17 protein-coding genes and 1 other RNA gene are annotated in these 17854 nt (G+C 64.7%); all 18 read left to right on the forward strand.

Features of this window, described 5'->3' with window-relative positions; translation table 11 throughout:
* The first annotated feature begins 95 nt into the window (after positions 1 to 95).
* Positions 96 to 824: a hypothetical protein gene (locus ACOYW5_RS01125; RefSeq protein WP_423067434.1), complete on the forward strand. Its 729-nt coding sequence runs from the start codon at positions 96 to 98 to the stop codon at positions 822 to 824.
* 121 nt (positions 825 to 945) lie between these two features.
* Complete coding sequence (locus tag ACOYW5_RS01130) at positions 946 to 1644, forward strand: TerB family tellurite resistance protein (RefSeq protein WP_423067435.1); 699 nt, start codon at positions 946 to 948, stop codon at positions 1642 to 1644.
* A gap of 33 nt (positions 1645 to 1677) precedes the next feature.
* Positions 1678 to 2059: RNase P RNA component class A (rnpB, locus tag ACOYW5_RS01135), an RNA gene on the forward strand.
* Positions 2060 to 2182: 123 nt separating this feature from the next.
* Positions 2183 to 2608: a hypothetical protein gene (locus tag ACOYW5_RS01140; protein ID WP_423067436.1), complete on the forward strand. Its 426-nt coding sequence runs from the start codon at positions 2183 to 2185 to the stop codon at positions 2606 to 2608.
* Between the two features lie 4 nt (positions 2609 to 2612).
* Positions 2613 to 2840: a helix-turn-helix transcriptional regulator gene (locus tag ACOYW5_RS01145; RefSeq protein ID WP_423067437.1), complete on the forward strand. Its 228-nt coding sequence runs from the start codon at positions 2613 to 2615 to the stop codon at positions 2838 to 2840.
* Between the two features lie 89 nt (positions 2841 to 2929).
* A complete protein-coding gene (locus ACOYW5_RS01150; RefSeq protein WP_423067438.1) occupies positions 2930 to 3913 on the forward strand; it encodes an NAD(P)-dependent alcohol dehydrogenase in 984 nt (327 codons plus the stop codon).
* A gap of 98 nt (positions 3914 to 4011) precedes the next feature.
* Complete coding sequence (gene rsmH, locus ACOYW5_RS01155) at positions 4012 to 4998, forward strand: 16S rRNA (cytosine(1402)-N(4))-methyltransferase RsmH (protein ID WP_423067439.1); 987 nt, start codon at positions 4012 to 4014, stop codon at positions 4996 to 4998.
* On the forward strand, positions 4995 to 5369 hold the full coding sequence (gene ftsL / locus ACOYW5_RS01160; protein WP_423067440.1) for a cell division protein FtsL: 375 nt from the start codon (positions 4995 to 4997) through the stop codon (positions 5367 to 5369). Before rsmH ends, ftsL begins: the two co-directional genes overlap by 4 nt.
* Complete coding sequence (locus ACOYW5_RS01165) at positions 5370 to 7094, forward strand: peptidoglycan D,D-transpeptidase FtsI family protein (protein ID WP_423067441.1); 1725 nt, start codon at positions 5370 to 5372, stop codon at positions 7092 to 7094.
* A 22-nt stretch (positions 7095 to 7116) separates the two neighbouring features.
* On the forward strand, positions 7117 to 8556 hold the full coding sequence (locus ACOYW5_RS01170) for a UDP-N-acetylmuramoyl-L-alanyl-D-glutamate--2,6-diaminopimelate ligase (RefSeq protein WP_423067442.1): 1440 nt from the start codon (positions 7117 to 7119) through the stop codon (positions 8554 to 8556).
* Between the two features lie 3 nt (positions 8557 to 8559).
* Entirely contained in the window at positions 8560 to 9984 is a 1425-nt protein-coding gene (locus ACOYW5_RS01175; protein ID WP_423067443.1) for a UDP-N-acetylmuramoyl-tripeptide--D-alanyl-D-alanine ligase, read from the forward strand.
* 24 nt (positions 9985 to 10008) lie between these two features.
* Positions 10009 to 11097: a phospho-N-acetylmuramoyl-pentapeptide-transferase gene (gene mraY, locus ACOYW5_RS01180; RefSeq protein WP_423067444.1), complete on the forward strand. Its 1089-nt coding sequence runs from the start codon at positions 10009 to 10011 to the stop codon at positions 11095 to 11097.
* A 173-nt stretch (positions 11098 to 11270) separates the two neighbouring features.
* Entirely contained in the window at positions 11271 to 12431 is a 1161-nt protein-coding gene (locus ACOYW5_RS01185; RefSeq protein ID WP_423067445.1) for an FtsW/RodA/SpoVE family cell cycle protein, read from the forward strand.
* Entirely contained in the window at positions 12428 to 13525 is a 1098-nt protein-coding gene (murG, locus tag ACOYW5_RS01190; protein WP_423067446.1) for an undecaprenyldiphospho-muramoylpentapeptide beta-N-acetylglucosaminyltransferase, read from the forward strand. The genes ACOYW5_RS01185 and murG overlap by 4 nt, the downstream gene beginning before the upstream one ends.
* Positions 13522 to 14946 carry a UDP-N-acetylmuramate--L-alanine ligase gene (murC, locus tag ACOYW5_RS01195; RefSeq protein ID WP_423067447.1) on the forward strand — a complete coding sequence of 475 codons (1425 nt, stop codon included), beginning with the start codon at positions 13522 to 13524 and terminating at the stop codon, positions 14944 to 14946. The genes murG and murC overlap by 4 nt, the downstream gene beginning before the upstream one ends.
* Positions 14943 to 15935, forward strand: coding sequence for a UDP-N-acetylmuramate dehydrogenase (gene murB, locus ACOYW5_RS01200; protein WP_423067448.1), 993 nt, complete (start codon positions 14943 to 14945; stop codon positions 15933 to 15935). Before murC ends, murB begins: the two co-directional genes overlap by 4 nt.
* Positions 15935 to 16855 (forward strand): D-alanine--D-alanine ligase, encoded by a 921-nt coding sequence (locus tag ACOYW5_RS01205; protein WP_423067449.1) that lies wholly within the window; start codon positions 15935 to 15937, stop codon positions 16853 to 16855. The genes murB and ACOYW5_RS01205 overlap by 1 nt, the downstream gene beginning before the upstream one ends.
* Positions 16843 to 17853 (forward strand): cell division protein FtsQ/DivIB, encoded by a 1011-nt coding sequence (locus ACOYW5_RS01210; RefSeq protein WP_423067450.1) that lies wholly within the window; start codon positions 16843 to 16845, stop codon positions 17851 to 17853. The genes ACOYW5_RS01205 and ACOYW5_RS01210 overlap by 13 nt, the downstream gene beginning before the upstream one ends.
* Position 17854: the final 1 nt, after the last annotated feature.

Genomic DNA, 17854 nt, shown 5'->3' on the forward strand with positions numbered 1-17854 from the left:
TGCTGAGATCGATTCCCGGGCCATCCACAAAATGGCCCTATTAATTGAGTTCCGTCCGGGGCAGGGCGACGGGGCAAGTTGAAGGACAGCAGCCTATGAAACTCGATGGCAAGGTGAAGGGCGGACTGGCTTGGGCCGGTCTGGTCGTTATCCTCGCGGTGCCCGCCGCGGACATGATGTTCGGCAAGTCCGGCGGCAACACCGCTGCGACCGCCGTTACCGCGGATGCGTCTGCCACGGCGACGGGAACCAAGGCCCCGGCGCTGAAGCCGGCGGTCGCCACGGACCCGATTCAGACCGCCAGCGTCCAGGAAGCCCCCGCAGTCGACAAGTTCCTCAAGTCGGGCAAGAAACTGCCGTCCTACATCTCCGATGCCGACGAAGTGCAGCCGGTCGCCACGACCGCGCCGACGACCAAGGCGCCTGCGACCAAGCCGCCAGTCGGCGTGACGGCCCCAACCGCCGTTGCCGCCGCCCCAGCCGAGACGCCGCCGGTGCCGCTGCCGCGCAGCGCGCGCCCGCAGACGACGCAGGTCGCTTCATTGCCGGCTGAAGAGAAGCCGCTGATCATCGACGAGCCGACGGTGAAGCAGCCTCCGCAGCAGGCGGCCGTGGACCCGTTCCCGATGAGCGACCAGGGCGATGTGGTCACCGGCGATCAGCTCGAAGAGTGGGACTCCGGCTCGCTCGCTGAGTATCTCGAGCGCAAGGGCTTAATGAGCGAGGCGTCGCAATCTTCGGGTAATGTCGACGAGGATATCATCTACCTCGACGAAGAGCCGAGAGGGCCAGTCAGGCGGAACCTCGACTTTTTCCTGTTCTGACTTCATCGGCCGCCCCACCAGGCGGCCGAAATTTTCGGGGGCACCGATGCAAACAGCCGCATGCCTGAAGACTATCAATTTCGGATTCGGTGGCTATTGTGCGCCCCGATCGGAGAAGGTCATGTCGGTCTGGGGTCGGCTTGCTGCATTGGTGGGTTCGGTGTCGGAGCGGACGGGTATCGTCGGCTCGCTCGCGAACGTGCTAGATCCGGACAACTGGCTGCCCGGCGGCCGTGACGCGGCCTTCACCCTGGCGCTGATCGCACTCTCGGCCAAGATGGCGGTGTCAGATGGCGTGGTGACGGCCTCCGAGCTCCGTGCCTTCCAGCGCACTGTCGAAATTCCGGCCGGGATCGAGCAGCAGGTCGACAAGCTGTTCCGGCTCGCACAGCAGGATGTGGCCGGCTACGAGGCGTATGCCAAGAAGATCCGCCGGTTCTTCGCCGACAGCCCGGACACGCTCGAGCACGTGCTCGACAGCCTGTTCTTCATCGCTTCGGCCGACGGGATGATTCACGAGAGCGAGCTCGACTATCTCAAGAACGTCAGCGACATCTTCGGCTTCGACGACGCGCGCTTCGAGCAGCTGACCGCCCAGCACGTGCTGTTCGATCACGGTGTCGACCCGTTCGCCGTGCTCGGTCTTGCGCCCACCGCCGACCGCAACGAGGTCAAGCGGGTCTACCGGCTGCTGGTTGCCGAGCACCATCCGGACCGGCTTATTGCCAAGGGCGTACCCGAGGAATTGATCGACATGGCGACGGCCCGCATGGCGTCGATCAACAATGCCTACAACCAGATCATGAAGCGCGCGGCTTGACGGGCCGGGCCCCGGGCCCACATATGCGCCTCGCCAGTTGACCGGGTGGCCGCTCCTGTTTCCGTGGGAGAGGAAAGTCCGGGCTCCATCGAAATACGGTGACGGCTAACGGCCGCCGGGGGCGACCCCAGGGAAAGTGCCACAGAAAGCAAACCGCCTGTGCTTCGGCATCGGTAAGGATGAAAGGGTGCGGTAAGAGCGCACCGCGGACCTGGCAACAGGGACGGCACGGCAAACCCCACCGGGAGCAAGACCAAATAGGGGTGACGCGGGGAAACCCAGCCGATTTCGAGGCCATGTCACCCGGGTTGGTTGCATAAGGCCGGCAGCAATGCCGGTCAAAGATGAATGGTCACCACGTCAGCGCCGTGAGGCGCCGGCCCTACAGAACCCGGCTTATAGGTCAACTGGCACTTCCTTCCCCCGACCGCGCAATCCGATGCGAAGTCCGCTATTTGCGACGTTGTGTATGAAAAACTTGACAAGATGTCGGGTTTGCATTACATCAACTTCAAACGCTAACAGGCCGGAGGCCGGGATGACCTACAAGGAATGGGAAGCTGTGGTGAACATTCTGGGCGCCGTAGTCATCGGCGCCTGGGTGATCTTCGAGGCGGTGACCAGCCCGGCCGGTTCGGTTGCCGAGGTCGCGGCCCGATTGCTGTGGGCCATTCTGTTCGTCGTACTGTTCAACATCATCGCGATGATCATCATGACCATCCTCGTCTCTATCGCCCGGCGCGAGGAGTTCAAGGACGAGCGGGCCGATGAACGGGACAGGGCGGTCGGCCTCAAGGGTATGCGCAACGCGTACGTCGTCGCTTCCGTCCTCGGGGCGGTGAGCCTGTTCCCGCTGGCCTGGGGCTATGACCCGGCGGTCACGATCTATGTTCTGTTCGGCGGGCTGATGCTAGCAGGGGTCGTCGATGCCGCCTCGCGGCTCGTCTACTACCGGATCGGCTGACGCCATGGGCAAGGGACAGGCCCAGATCGCCAACACTATCCGCACGCTGCGGTTCCAGGCTGGCGAAATGACCCAGGCCGCGCTGGCCGAGAAGGTTGGGGTCACCCGCCAGACCATCGTCGCGATCGAGCAGGGGCGCTACTCGCCGTCGCTCGAGGTGGCGTTCCGTATCGCCCGGGTGTTCGGCGCTCCGCTCGAGCAGGTGTTCCAGTACGAGGGCGGCGACAGTTAGCCGCCGAACGAAATTCAGACCCAACGCCTGGCTGCTCGGCAGATCCTCTGCCGGGATGGCCGAACTCACCTCATCGATGGAGACGAACCATGAGGGCAATCGTGCAGGACAGGTACGGGCCGCCCGGAGTGATGCAACTCCGGGAACTGGCGGAGCCGGTTCCGGGCGAGGGCGATGTGCTGATCGAGATGCACGCGACCGTCGCGACGCCATCGGACGTAGCGTTCCGCACCGGCAGCCCCTTCATCGCGCGGCTGTTCTCGGGCCTGTTGAAGCCGAAGACTCCGATCCTCGGGGACAATCTGGCCGGTGTCGTCGTGGCGGTCGGCGCGAACGTGACCCGCTTCAAGCCGGGCGACCGGGTTTATGGCTCGACCGGCACGCTCGCCGGCGCCAACGCCGAGACGACTTGCGTGCCCGAGACCGCAGCGCTGGCGATCATGCCACCCGGCATGAGCTTCGGTGAGGCCGCGGGCCTCGCCGATGGCGGCCTCACCGCGCTGCCGTTCCTGCGCGACACCGGAGAGCTGAAGGCCGGCCAACATGTGCTGATCAATGGCGCGTCGGGCAGCGTAGGCACTGCTGCGGTGCAGTTGGCAAAGCTGCTGGGCGCCGAGGTCACGGGTGTCTGCAGCGGCAGGAACGTCGAGTTGGTGCGCTCTCTCGGCGCCGACCGGGTGATCGACTACGGCGTCGAGGATTTCACCAGGGCCAGCGATGCCTATGACGTCATCTTCGATGCGGTGGGCAAGAGTTCGTTCGCGCACTGCGAAGGCGCGCTCAAGCCGGAGGGCATCTACATGGTGGGTACCGTTCCGACACCGAGCCTGCTGCTCGGAATGTTGCGAAAGCGCGGAAAGCTAGCGCGGTTCGCGGCGACGGGCTTGCGGCCGCCCGCAGACAAGATCCGGGACCTGGCCTTGCTCAGCGCGTATTTCCACGCCGGAAAGCTGCGCACAGTGATCGATCGTCGCTACCCGCTTGAGCAGATCGCCGTCGCGCACGCGTACGTCGAAACCGGACACAAGGTCGGCAGCGTGGTGATAGATATCGAAGCCAGGGCGGACGCTTAAGCTCAACAGAATCTTAATCTGACCCCGTCAGAGTGCGCCGATACCCTATTATGGGGCGGTTGCGTGCCGGCAATGCCGGAGTGGAGTTCGGGCGGAAGATGACCAAGCCGAAGGGCAGCTACAGCCAAGGGCCGCATGTGCCGGTCCTGCTGGCGGAGGTGCTCGAAGCGCTGGCCCCACTCGATGGTGCGCGCATCCTCGATGGTACCTTCGGCGCCGGTGGCTATTCGCGCGCGCTGCTCGAAGCCGGGGCGTCCGTGATCGGGCTCGATCGCGACCCTTCGGTCCTTCCTCATGCCGAAAAACTTGCCGCCGATTATCCGAGTCAATTCAAGTTCGTGCAGGGGACATTTTCCAATCTGGATGAGCTTGCCGGCGAGCCGGTCGATGGCGTCGTTCTGGATATCGGCGTCTCCTCCATGCAGCTCGATCAGGCCGAGCGCGGGTTCTCCTTCATGCAGGAGGGGCCGCTCGATATGCGCATGTCCTCCGAGGGTGAGAGCGCGGCCGATCTCGTCAACGAGCTCGAGGAAGCCGATCTCGCCAACCTGCTGTTTGCCTTCGGTGAAGAGCGGAAATCGCGGCGTATCGCGCACTCGATCGTTGCGGCGCGCACCACCCAGCCGATTACGACGACGACCCAGCTGGCAAGACTGATCGAGAAATCCATTGGCCGGAAGCCAGGCGATGCACACCCGGCGACGCGCAGCTTTCAGGCTTTGCGGATCGCGGTGAACGGTGAGTTCGAGCAGCTGGTCGAGGGTCTGTTCGCCAGCGAGCGGCTGCTGACCGAAGGCGGCCGCCTCGCGGTAGTGACGTTCCATTCGCTGGAAGACCGCATCGTGAAGCGCTTCTTCGATCCCGAGAAGGGCGCGCCGACCCAGTCGCGCCACCTGCCGCAGGTGGTGCAGGATGCGCCGCGCTGGTCGCATGTGGCCAAGGCCCGCAAGGCGTCCGAGGCCGAGATCGGCCGCAATCCCCGGTCGCGTTCGGCGACTATCCGGAGCGGACTTCGCTCCGCTGCCGCAGCTCGCGCGGTCAGCTATGCCGGGCTCGGCGTCCCCATGTCGCGGGGTGCGGCATGATCCGGGTGATCAATCTCGTGCTGTTCTGCATGTGCCTTGCGGCGCTCGTCGGCGTCTACGGGCTCAAGTATTCGGTCGAGGATATCGCCGCCGAGAAGGTGTCGATCGAGCGCAAGATCGACCGGCAGACCGGTGAACTTAGCTTGCTCAAGGCCGACTGGTCCTACCTGAACCAGCCAGCGCATGTCGGCCCGATCGTGACGCGCCATCAGGAGGCGCTGGCGCTGGTTCCAACCAGCCAGGAACAGTTCGGGCGGATGGACAACCTGCCAATGCGCCCGGCGGCGCCGGATACGGCTGCCCTCGATGAACTGCTCAACTCCCTCGATGCGGGCATCGACCCGATCGAGCAACTGATCGAGGCCAACTAGATGGCGATCCTTTCCGTTGGCGCCGAGACCATCTCGCTCGACGGCGGGCGCAAGGCGCGCGGCAACCTGACCAAGGCGCGTATCCGCGTCGTCGTGGCCGCGCTGTTCATCGTCTTTGCCGTTGTCGGCGGCCGCCTCATCCAGCTCGGGTCGACCGTCACCGACTCCACCATCGAGGGCGTCGCGCGCGATGTCATCACCGCCAGCCGCCCGCCGATCCTCGATCGGAACGGGCTGGAGATGGCGGTCGATATCCGCGTGCCGTCGCTCTTTGCCGAGCCTCGCCGGATCATCGATGTCGAGGAAGCGGTGCAGAAGCTGCGCACCGTGTTGCCCGACCTCGACGAGGACTGGCTGCGCAAGCGCCTGACGGGCGACAAGGGTTTCGTCTGGGTGAAGCGCGAGCTGACGCCGGCCATCGAGGAGAAGATCTTCCAGCTCGGCATCCCGGGCATCGAGTTCGTCACCGAGAGCAAGCGCTTCTACCCCTCGGGCAAGGAAGCCTCGCATATCCTGGGTGCCGTCAATATCGACAACCAGGGCACCATGGGCATCGAGAAGCACATGGACGACGACAGCCTTGCGCTGCTGCAGTCGGTGGGTCTCGCGCGCGGCGCCGACCTTGCGCCGGTGAGCCTGTCGGTCGATCTGCGGGTGCAGCATGTCATGTACGAGCAGCTGGCCGACGCGCTCACCCGCTACAAGGCGATCGCTGCTGCCGGTGTGATGCTGGATGTGAGGACTGGCGAAGTCGTTGCGCTCGCATCGCTGCCCGATTTTGACCCGAACAATCCCTCCACCCTGTTCCAGGACTATAACGGGGTGAAGAACGACCGCTTCAACCGCATCACCTCGGGCATCTACGAGCTTGGCTCGACCTTCAAGACGATCACGATGGCCGGCGCGCTGGACAGCGGCAAGGTGAAGATCACCGACCAGTTCGACGCGCGCTTCGGCGTGCGCTTCGGCCGCTTCACCATCGACGATTTCCACGGCAAGCACCGCGTGCTCAGCGTACCGGAGGTGTATAAGTACTCGTCCAACATCGGCACCATCAAGATCATGCAGACGTTGGGCAAGGACGACTTCCGCGCGTTCATAGCCAAGATCGGGATGGACCAGCCGGTGCCCTTCGAGCTGCCCGAGATGCGCAAGCCCAAGGTGCCGGCGAAATTCTCCGAGATCGTCGCCGCCACATCGAGCTTCGGCCACGGCCTCTCGGTATCTCCACTGCATATGGCGCGCGCCGTCGCCGCCTTCGTCAACGACGGCTACATGGTGCCGCCGACCATTTATAAGCGCAGCGAGGAAGAGGCTCGGAAGCTCTACGAGCCGGTGATCTCCCCTGAGACAAGCGCTGAGATTCGCTATCTCATGCGCCTCAACGCGCTCGAGGGCTCGGGTACCCGGATGAACAAGCTCGCCGACGGCTACCGCGTCGGCGGCAAGACCGGCACGGCCGAAAAGGTGGTCGGCAAGGTGTACTCGTCCGACAAGGTGTTCAACGTCTTTGCCTCGGCCTTCCCGCTCGACAATCCGCGCTATGCGATGGTCATTGTCGTCGACGAGCCGGAGGCCGAAAACGCGCAATCCGGCACCACGGCCGGCTGGAATGCGGGTGAAGTTACGGGTCGGATTGTGCAGCGCGTCGCGCCGATGCTTGGAATCGCGCCCGACTTCAGCGACATGTTGGATCAGAACCTTGTCCCATCCCAGCTTCGCTGAAGCGAAGAGAGAAGAAACCAGCGTGCCGTTTGCGCTCAAAGACCTTCTAGAGGGGGCAGAAGCCTCCGTCCCCGATCTCACCGTCGAGGGGATCAATGCCGACAGCCGGGCGATCCGGCCGGGCGACGTGTTCTTCGCCTTGCCCGGCACACGGGTGCACGGCGACGGTTTCGCGGCCCAGGCCATTGGGCTGGGCGCTGTGGCCATGGTGAGCGACCGGGCGCCCGAGATTGCGCCGAGCGTGCCGGTTGTGGTCGTCGAAGACGTCCGAGCCACCTACGCGCAGGCCGCCGCGCGCCAGTTCGCGCCGCAGCCCAAGGTCATGGTCGGGGTCACCGGCACCAACGGCAAGTCATCTATCGTTTCGTTCGTGCGCCAGATCTGGGCCGCTTGCGGCATCGAGGCGGCGAGCCTCGGTACGGTCGGCGTCGAGACCAAGGCGGGCATCGAGAAGCGCGAGCTGACCACGTCCGACGCTCTTTCGCTGCATCGCGATCTCGGCGAACTCCGGGCCGCAGGCGTCGACCACGTGGCGATGGAAGTTTCGAGCCAGGGGCTCGATCAGCGCCGCGCCGATGGCATCCGCTTCAACGCCGTGGCGTTCAGCAATCTGAGCCGCGACCATCTCGACTACCACCTCGATATGGAGACCTATCGCGAGGCGAAGCTCCGGCTGTTCAAGGAGTTGATCGCCGAGGGTGGCGCGGCCGTGGTCAACTCCGACGATCCCGAGCACATGCCGTTCCTCTTCGCCGCGCTCGACCGCGGTGCGACGCCGCTGACGGTCGGCCGGGAGGGCGCCTATCTCGAGCTCACCGACATCCGCAATGAGGGCTATGGCCAGCGTGTCACGGGCCGCCTTGTCGGCGAGCCAGTCAGCTTCCTCCTGCCGCTCACCGGTGAGTTCCAGGTCAGCAACGCCGCCGTCGCGCTGGCACTGGCTGTCGCCACGGGTGCCCCGGCCGAAAAGGCGGTGAAGGCCCTGGAGCATTTGAAGGGCGCCAAGGGGCGGCTGGAACTGGTGGCAGAGCACAACGGCGCCGCGATCTTCGTCGACTATGCCCATAAGCCGGTGGCGCTGGAGACAGCGCTCGGGGCGCTGCGGCCCTATGCGACCAGCAAGCTCAAGGTGGTGTTCGGCGCCGGCGGCGATCGTGACCAGGGCAAGCGCCCGATGATGGGCGACGCGGCAAGCCGCCTGGCCGACGATGTGATCGTCACCGACGACAACCCGCGCACCGAGGATGCGGCGACGATCCGGAAGCAAATCCTGCTTGCCACGTCCGGCGCCCGCGAGATCGGCGACCGCCGGCTCGCCATCGAAACCGCGATCAAGGAATTGCAGCCGGGCGATGTGCTGCTGATTGCGGGCAAGGGGCACGAGGACTATCAGATCATCGGCACCACCAAGCACCACTTCTCCGACCATGAAGTGGTGCTGGAGACGCTGAAAGGACTCTAGCCCATGCGACCGCTCTGGACTGTCGCCGAGGTCGTCAAAGCCACCGGCGGCCACCCGGAGGGAGTGTCGGATGGCCCGATCTCCTCGATTTCCATCGATTCCCGCGAGATCGCCCCCGAGGCGCTGTTCGTCGCCATCAAGGGCGACAAGCTCGACGGGCACGACTACGTCGCCAAGGCGCTCGAGGCCGGCGCGGCCGCGGCCCTCGTCTCCGAGGCGCATTTCAAGGCGCTGGGTGGCGAGCGGGTCATCGTCGTGCCGGATACGCTCAAGGCGCTCGAAGCGCTGGGCATTGCCGCCCGGGCGCGCAACAAGGGCCAGATCGTCGCCGTGACCGGCAGCGCCGGCAAGACGACCACCAAGGAAGCGATCCGCACCGTGCTCGCGGCCTTCGGCGAGACGCACTACTCGATCAAAAGTTTCAACAACCACTGGGGCGTGCCGCTGATGCTGGCGCGGCTGCCGCGCGAGGCGCAGTTCGGCGTATTCGAGATAGGCATGAACCATGCCGGCGAGATCGAGCCGCTGGTGAAGATGGTGCGGCCGCATATTGCGGTGATCACCACAGTCGCGGCAGCTCATCTTGAGTTCTTCAATTCGGTCGCCGACATCGCCGCCGCCAAGGCCGAGATCTTCCTCGGGCTCGAGCCGGGCGGAACGGCGGTGCTCAACACCGACCACGACTACCTGCATGTGCTCTTCGCCCATGCCCGCGCCGCCGGCGTGTCGAAGGTCGTGACCTATGGCTTCGACGACAGTTCCGACTGGCACATCGTCAAGGCCGACAACTCGCCCAAGGGCACGCTGGCCGAGGTGGTGCACGAGGGCGAGCACTACAATTTCCACCTGCAGGTGCCGGGCCGGCACATGGTCGCGAACGCCGTGGCTGCCGTTGCGGTGGCTCAGGCATCGGGTGAAGGAACCCGCGCAGCTATCGGCGCTCTCAGCAAGTTCGGCGTGCCGGAGGGCAGGGGGCTGACGCTGAAGCTCGGGCCGGCGAAGAACCCGCTGCTGCTCGTCGACGAGAGCTACAATGCCAATGTCGCCTCGATGAATGCGGCAATGGACGTCTTCACCAGCATAGAGCCTATCGAGGGCAACAAGGTGCTGGTGCTCGGTGACATGCTCGAGATGGGGCCGCAGGGGCCACAACTGCACGCGGCGCTGCTCGGCGCGGCGCTCAAGACCGGCGCCAGGCAGGTCTTTCTCGTCGGGCCGGCCATGCGCGCGCTCGCCGATGCATTTGCTCGCCTTGCCGAAAGCGACCGGGATGCGCCGACTGTGACGCATATGCCCACGACTGACGAGATCACCGAACAGGTGCTCGCCGCGCTTGCCTATGGCGACGCAGTTATGGTCAAAGGGTCCAACGGCGTCCGGCTCTCTCAGCTTGTGCAGAAGATCCGCGAGCGCTTCGAAAACGCCTAAGGCGACGGGTGGGACACCGGTAGCATGCTGTATTTCCTCGGGCAGTTGGGCGATAGCCTCGCCGCCTTCAACGTGTTCCGCTACATCACCTTCCGCACTGCCGGCGCCGTGATGACGGCCCTATTCTTCGTCTTCCTGTTCGGCCCCGGCATGATTGACGCCCTGCGGATCCGGCAGGGCAAGGATGGCCCGCCAATCCGTACGGACGGTCCGCAAAGTCACCTGACGAGCAAGAAGGGCACGCCCATCATGGGCGGGCTAATGATCCTTTCGGGAGCGGTATTCTCGATCCTGCTCTGGTCGAACCTCAGCAACCTTTACGTCTGGGCCGTGCTGTTCGTGACCATCTCGTTCGGCGCGATCGGCTTTTACGACGACTACCTCAAGGTCACGAAGATGTCCCACAAGGGCTTTTCGGGTCGTCAGAGGCTGATGATCGAGGCCGTCGTCGCACTGATCGCCGCTTATGTCATGGCCTCGGTGACCGACCCGGCGATTGCGACGCAGTTGATGTTCCCCTTCGTGAAGGGGTCCGGCCTGCCTCTGTGGTACTTCTTCTACTTCTTCGCGGCCTTCGTCATCGTGGCCGCTGGCAATTCCGTGAACCTGACCGACGGGCTCGACGGCCTTGCCATCGTGCCGGTGATGGTGGCGGCGGCCTGCTTCGGGCTCATTGCATACCTCGTCGGCTCGTCGAACTTCTCCGAGTATCTGCTGCTGAACTACGTGCCCGGCACGGCCGAGCTTTCGGTGGTGTGCGGTGCGCTCATCGGGGCCGGATTGGGTTTCCTGTGGTTCAACGCGCCGCCGGCTCAGATCTTCATGGGCGATACCGGCTCGCTGGCCTTGGGCGGCGCTCTCGGCGCTATCGCCGTGGCCACCAAGCACGAGATCGTCCTCGCCATCGTGGGCGGCCTCTTCGTGCTCGAAGCGGTGTCGGTGATCGTGCAGGTCGCGTCTTTCAAGCTGACCGGCAAGCGCGTGTTCAAGATGGCGCCGATCCACCATCACTTCGAGATGCTGGGCTGGACGGAAAGCCAGGTCGTAATCCGCTTCTGGATCATCAGCTTCGTGCTGGCGCTGATCGGCCTGAGCTCGCTGAAGCTGCGGTAAGTTCGCCACCCGCGTAGGTTCCACATACACGACAGCTGTTGAGTGGGCGGCAATCGCTCCCCCAAAATTCGCAAAACGCGAATCCGTTCCGACATTGGTAACCAACGGCGCCGTACAATTTGGCTCAAGTTGTGCGTACGGGAGGCTGTCCGGAGTAGGGCGGCGTCGATTGCATGTTTTCACGCGAGCGGAAGACCCCCATTGCCGAGTGGTGGTGGACGATCGACAAGTCGCTTCTCGGCGCCCTCATCCTGCTGCTGCTGGTCGGTATCCTGCTGAGTTTCGCGGCGAGCCCCCCGGTGGCAGAACGTCTCGGGCTCGGCCCTTGGCACTTCATCGTGCGTCAGGCCATGTTCGCGGCGCTGGCCTTGCCGGTGATGTTGGCGACCTCGTTCCTTGCTCAGCGTCCCGCCCGTATCGCGGCGCTTGCGGTGCTTGTCGTCTCCATTGTCATGCTGTGGCTGACCTTGCGGTTCGGTGTCGAGGTAAAGGGCGCCAAGCGCTGGATCTCGATTGCCGGCAACACGGTGCAGCCATCCGAGTTCGTAAAGCCGGCCTATGCCATCATCGGTGCTTGGCTGTTCTCCGAGAGCATGAAGCGGCCCGGCATTCCGGCGCGGATCATCGCCACCGGCATCATGCTAGTGATCGTCGCCGGCCTGCTGCTGCAGCCTGATATCGGGCAGACGGCACTGGTGCTGGCCACCTGGGGCGCGCTGCTATTCCTCTCCGGCATCTCGTGGCTGGTGATCATCGCGCTGGGTGGTGTCGCGGTGGCGCTGTTGTTCGGCGCCTACATGTTCTTCCCGCACTTCGCCAAGCGCATCGACAGCTTTATCAACCCCGAAGGTGGCAACACCTACCAGATCGACAAGGCGCTGAGCTCGCTGCTCGAGGGCGGCTGGTTCGGGCGCGGTCCGGGTGAATCGCTTGCCAACAAGCTGATCCCTGACGCTCATGCCGACTATGTGTTTTCGGCTGCGGCGGGTGAGTTCGGCATCCTCTTCTGCCTCTGCCTCGTTGCGTTGATCGCCTTCATCGTGATCAAGGCGCTGATCGGCGCGCAGCAGCAGTCGAGCCTGTTTTCTCGTCTCGCGGCTTCGACGCTGGCCATCCAGTTCGGACTGCAATGCGCCATCAACCTGGCGGTGAACCTGAGCCTCATTCCGCCCAAGGGCATGACGCTGCCGTTCGTCTCCTATGGTGGTACGTCGATGTTCGCCATCGCCTTCGCCATGGGGTTGATGCTGGCCTTTACCCGCAAGAAGCCGGAGGAGCGCCTCGCGACCGGGCTTCCCGTCTATCGTAGCGGGGTGCTATCCCCCGCCGAATGAGCAGATTCGTCCTTATGGCAGGCGGCACGGGAGGCCATCTCTTCCCGGCCATGGCGCTGGCGCAGGAATTGCGGCGGCGGGGCCATGACATCCAACTCATGACGGACCACCGCGTTGCCGCCTATGGCGACAAGTTCCCGGCCAGCGCGACCCATATCGTGCCGTCGGCGACGCCGTCGGTGAGCAACCCGCTCAAGTTCGTCCTTGCCGGCATCAAGATCGTCTTGGGCATCGGCGTCGCCTGGGGCAAGCTCGGCAGCATCAAGCCGGACGCCGTCGTCGGCTTCGGCGGCTATCCGGTGTTCCCACCCTTTGTCGCGGCCAACCTCCGCGGCATCCCCGGTATCCTGCATGAGCAGAATGCCGTGATGGGGCGGGCCAACCGGGCGCTCGGCAGGATGGCCGAGGTGATCGCGCTGAGCTTTGCCAAGACCGCCAAGGCCGAGGTGTTTGCCGGCAAGAACGAAGTCGTCGGCAACCCGATTCGCGATAGGGCCCGTGGCGTGGCGCGCGTGCCGTATCCGGCGCTCGACGGCGGTTTCGTCCGCATGCTGGTCTTCGGCGGCAGCCAGGGCGCACGGGTCTTTGCCGATCTCGTGCCACCGGCCATCGCCGAACTGCCGGCCGAACTGCGCTCGCGCCTGCTGATCACCCAGCAGTGCCGGCCCGAGGACCTCGATCGCGTCGCCGAGATCTACCGGCAGGCCAAGGTCAACGTAGAGCTGGCGGCGTTCTTCGACGACCTGCCAGAGCGCATGGCCGCCTCGAACCTGATCGTCTCGCGCTCGGGCGCTTCTACCATCGCGGAACTCACGGCCATCGGCCGGCCGGCCATCCTTGTGCCGTTACCCGGTGCGATCGATGCCGACCAGAAGAACAATGCGCTGGTGATGGAGGCTGCCGGTGGCGGCTGGATCGCTGAGCAGGCCACGCTTACGCCCCAATCACTTGGCACTCGACTGGCCTCACTTCTGAGTGATCCGGCGGAATTGCAGAAGGCGGCAGCGGCCGCAAAATCACTCGGACAGCCGGACGCTGTCGTCAAACTCGCGGACGTTGCGGAACGTCTCGCCCAGAAGGGAAAAGCCTCATGAAGATGCCGCGCAATATCGGCCCGGTGCATTTCGTCGGCATCGGCGGCATCGGCATGAGCGGCATCGCCGAAATCCTGCACAACCAGGGCTACAAGGTCCGTGGTTCCGACAGCTCCGAGAACCCCAATGTGCAGCGCCTGCGCGCCATGGGCATCGAGGTCGCCATCGGGCAATCGGCCGACAATCTCAAGGATGCGGCCGTCGTCGTCATCTCGTCCGCGATCAAGAAAGGCAACCCGGAACTGGCTGCCGCCCGTTCGCGCGGTCTGCCGGTGGTGCGTCGTGCCGAAATGCTCGCCGAGATCATGCGGTTCAAGAACGCCATCGCCATCGGTGGCACGCACGGCAAGACGACGACCACGACGCTGGTGGCGACGCTGCTCGATGCGGCGAACTACGACCCGACCGTCATCAACGGCGGCATCATCAATGCCTACGGCACCAACGCCCGCCTCGGGGACGGCGAATGGATGGTGGTCGAGGCCGATGAGTCCGACGGCACCTTCGTGAAGCTGCCGGCCGACGTCGCCATCGTCACCAATGTCGACCCCGAGCATCTCGACTACTACGGCGACTTCGAGAAGGTGAAGCAGGCCTTCATCAACTTCGTCGAGAACGTGCCGTTCTATGGCTTTGCCGTCATGTGCCTCGATCATCCCGAAGTGCAGGCGCTAGTCGGCCAGATCCGCGATCGTCGCGTCATCACCTACGGCCGCAACCCGCAGGCTGATGTGCGCCTCGTCGATCTGGAGAACCGCGACGGCATCCAGCATTTCTCGGTCGAGATCCGCGACCGCATCCGCATGACGCACCTGCGCATCGACGGGCTCGAACTGCCCATGCCTGGCGAGCACAATGCGCTCAACGCCACGGCGGCCATCGCGGTCGCTGACCAGCTGAAGGTGCCGGCCGAAGCGATCCGGAAGGGTCTCAAGAGCTTCTCGGGCGTCAAGCGGCGCTTTACCAAGACGGGGTCGGTCGCCGGCATCACCGTCATCGACGACTACGGGCACCATCCGGTGGAGATTTCGGCCGTGCTCAAGGCGGCCCGGCAGTCGACCCGCCGCGACGTTATCGCCGTGGTGCAGCCGCACCGCTACACCCGCGTGCACGATCTCTTCAACGAGTTCGCCACCTGCTTCAACGATGCCGACACGGTCATCGTCGCCCCGATCTATGCCGCGGGCGAGACGCCGATCGATGGCGTGACGCATGAGGAGCTGGTCAGCCGCATCCGGGCCCGCGGTCATCGCGACGCGCGGGTTATTGACCGGCCGGAAGCGCTGGCGCCGCTGATCGCCAGCCGCGCCGCAGAGGGCGACTACGTCGTCATGCTCGGTGCCGGTAACATCACCCAATGGGCCGCCGCGCTGCCGGGCGAACTCGGCGCGCTGCTGGGCAAGGAGGTCGACCAGCCATGAACGCGCATGTCCCTCAGTGGCCCGACCTGATCCCGACGCTGCAGCCGTGGATTTCCGAGGTGCGCGGCCAGCTCGTCCCGAACCAGCCGCTCGCCGAAATGACGACGCTGCGGGTAGGCGGACCGGCCCAGCTGTTCTTCCGCCCGGTCGACGAGGATGACCTTGCCTTCTTCCTCAAGTATCTGCCCGCGCATATCCGCGTCACTGTGATCGGGCTCGGCTCTAACCTCCTGATACGCGATGGCGGCCTCGATGGCGTCGTGATCCGCCTGCCTGCAAAGGGCTTTGGCGAGATCGCCATTCTCGACGGCCACCGCGTCCGCGCCGGCGCCGCCGTGCCGGACGTGAAGGTCGCCACGGCCACGGCCGAAGCCGGGATCGATGGGCTTTGGTTCTACCGCGGCATTCCCGGCGGCATCGGCGGGGCGCTCTACATGAATGCAGGGTGCTACGGCACCGAGACGCGCAACCGCATGGTCGAGTTGCGCGCCGTGACCCGCCAGGGCGAGATCATCACGCTCACCAACGAGCAGATGGGCTACCTCTATCGCAAGTCGAACGGCCCGCGCGGCGCCGTGTTCGTCTCCGGCACGTACCAGGGCTTTGCCGGCGATCCCGAGAAGATCCTCACCGAGATGCGCACCGTCACCGAGCGGCGCGAGAGTTCGCAGCCGACCCGCGCCAAGACCGCCGGTTCGACCTTCAAGAATCCCGAAGGCCATTCGAGCTGGAAGGTGATCGACGAGGCCGGCGGCCGCGGCTTCACCTTCGGCCGGGCCCAGATGAGCGAGATGCATTCGAACTTCCTCATCAATATGGGCGATGCCGACGCCTTCGAGGTCGAGACCGTCGGCGAGTCCATCCGCCAGAAGGTCCGCGACAAGCACGGCATCGAGCTCAAATGGGAAGTCCGCCGCATGGGCCACTTCCTTCCCGGCCGCGAGGTCAAGGAATTCATGGACGGCCAGCCGTTCACCGGAGCCGTCTGATGACCAAACACGTCGCCGTACTCATGGGCGGGGTCGCCAATGAGCGTCCCGTCTCGCTCAAGTCCGGCGCCGAGTGTTCGCGCGCCTTGCGCAACGCCGGCTACAACGTGACCGAGGTCGATGTCGGCTACGACATCGCCGAGAAGCTGCGCGAGCTGAATCCCGAGGTCGCCTTCAACGCGCTGCATGGCCCCTACGGTGAAGACGGGACGATCCAGGGCGTGCTCGAGTTTCTGCGCATCCCCTACACCCATTCGGGCGTACTCGCTTCGGCGCTGGCGATGAACAAGCACCAGGCCAAGATCATGTTCAAGGCGGCCGGCGTTCCGGTCACCGACCACACGATTGCCAACCGCGCCGAAGTGGCCCGAGCCCATATCATGCCGCCGCCCTATGTGGTGAAGCCGATAGCCGATGGCTCGAGCTTCGGCATCTTTATCGTCAAGGCCGACCAGTCGCACCCGCCGCAGGAACTGCTGCGCGAGGACTGGAACTCGGGCGAGGAGGTGATGGTCGAACGCTACATCCCGGGCCGGGAGCTGACCTGCGCCGTGATGGGGGACGTGGCGCTCGGCGTGACCGAGATCGTCACCGACCTCGCCTTCTACAATTACGAGGCGAAATACGCCATCGGCGGATCACGTCACGTCATACCTGCTGAAATTCAACCGAAAATTTACGACAAAGTGCAGAAGATGGCCCTTAAGGCGCATGCTGCGCTTGGGTGCCGGGGCGTGACGCGGAGCGACTTCCGCTACAACGATCAGGCAGGGCCGGACGGTGAACTCGTCTGTCTCGAAATCAACACCCAGCCGGGCATGACCGAGACGTCACTGGTTCCCGAGCAGGCCCGCCATGCAGGTCACAGCTTCGAGGAGCTGGTTTCCTGGATGGTGGAGGATGCGAGTTGCAACAGGTAGGGGCCAAGAGTTTCGCCAACGCCCAGCCTGTCGATCCTCGCCAGTTTCCCGTCGTCATCCCCGGTAGCCGCACTGCCGTCGTTCGCGCGACGCACCTGTGGGTCCTGCATAAGCAGCTGATCGTCCGTATCGCTGGTGCGATCCTCGCGCTGCTCGTTATCGTCGGCCTCTTTCAGGGCAAGGATCTGATCGGCTCGGCCGGTGTCACGGCCTTTCGCTTCGTGCAGGGCGAGTTCGCCGAGGTCGGCTTCGGCATCGACGGCATCGAGATCACTGGCCAGACGCTGACGGCCGATCGCGACATCATCACGCTGCTGACAGTCGGCACCGGCAATTCAACGCTCACCTTCGACGCCCAGAAAGCCCAGGCGCGGCTCGAGTGGCTGCGCGCCGTGAAGTCGGCGACCGTCCGCAAAGTCTACCCGAACAAGGTCATCGTCTCGATCGTCGAGAAAGTGCCGATAGCGCGCTGGCGCGTCGGCGACACCACTTGGCTGATCGACGACGCCGGCAAGAAGATCGGCACCGACATCGCGTCCTACACCGACCTTCCGCTGGTAATCGGCGAGGGCGCGGCGGACGATGCCGTCGTCATGGTCCGCATCCTCGATCGTCACGAAGGCCTCAAGACGGATATCGCGGCGCTGAGCCGGATCGGCGATCGCCGCTGGGACCTGATCTATCGCAATGGCCTGCGCGTGCAGTTGCCGGAGAGCGGCGTCGCCCAGGCGCTGGACCGGCTCGAGATGTACCAGGCCGACTACCAGCTGCTCGAGCGCGATGTGACGCTGGTCGACCTGCGGGTCCAGGGTATCGTCACGCTGAAGCCCGGCGAGATCGCTGCGGCCCAGATCGCCGAAGGCAAGAAGAAGAGCAAGCATCAGGTCAAGGGCTCGTCGGAATACGAGACCGCGGCCGAGAAGAAGGCCGAAAGCTCGGCGGCGCCGGCTGCTGCCAGCGCTCCCGTCCCTGTCGCGCCTGTAACACGGAACCAGTAGA

Origin of the sequence: Devosia sp. CN2-171 (genome assembly GCF_049354815.1) — a bacterium.
Lineage (GTDB): Bacteria > Pseudomonadota > Alphaproteobacteria > Rhizobiales > Devosiaceae > Devosia_A.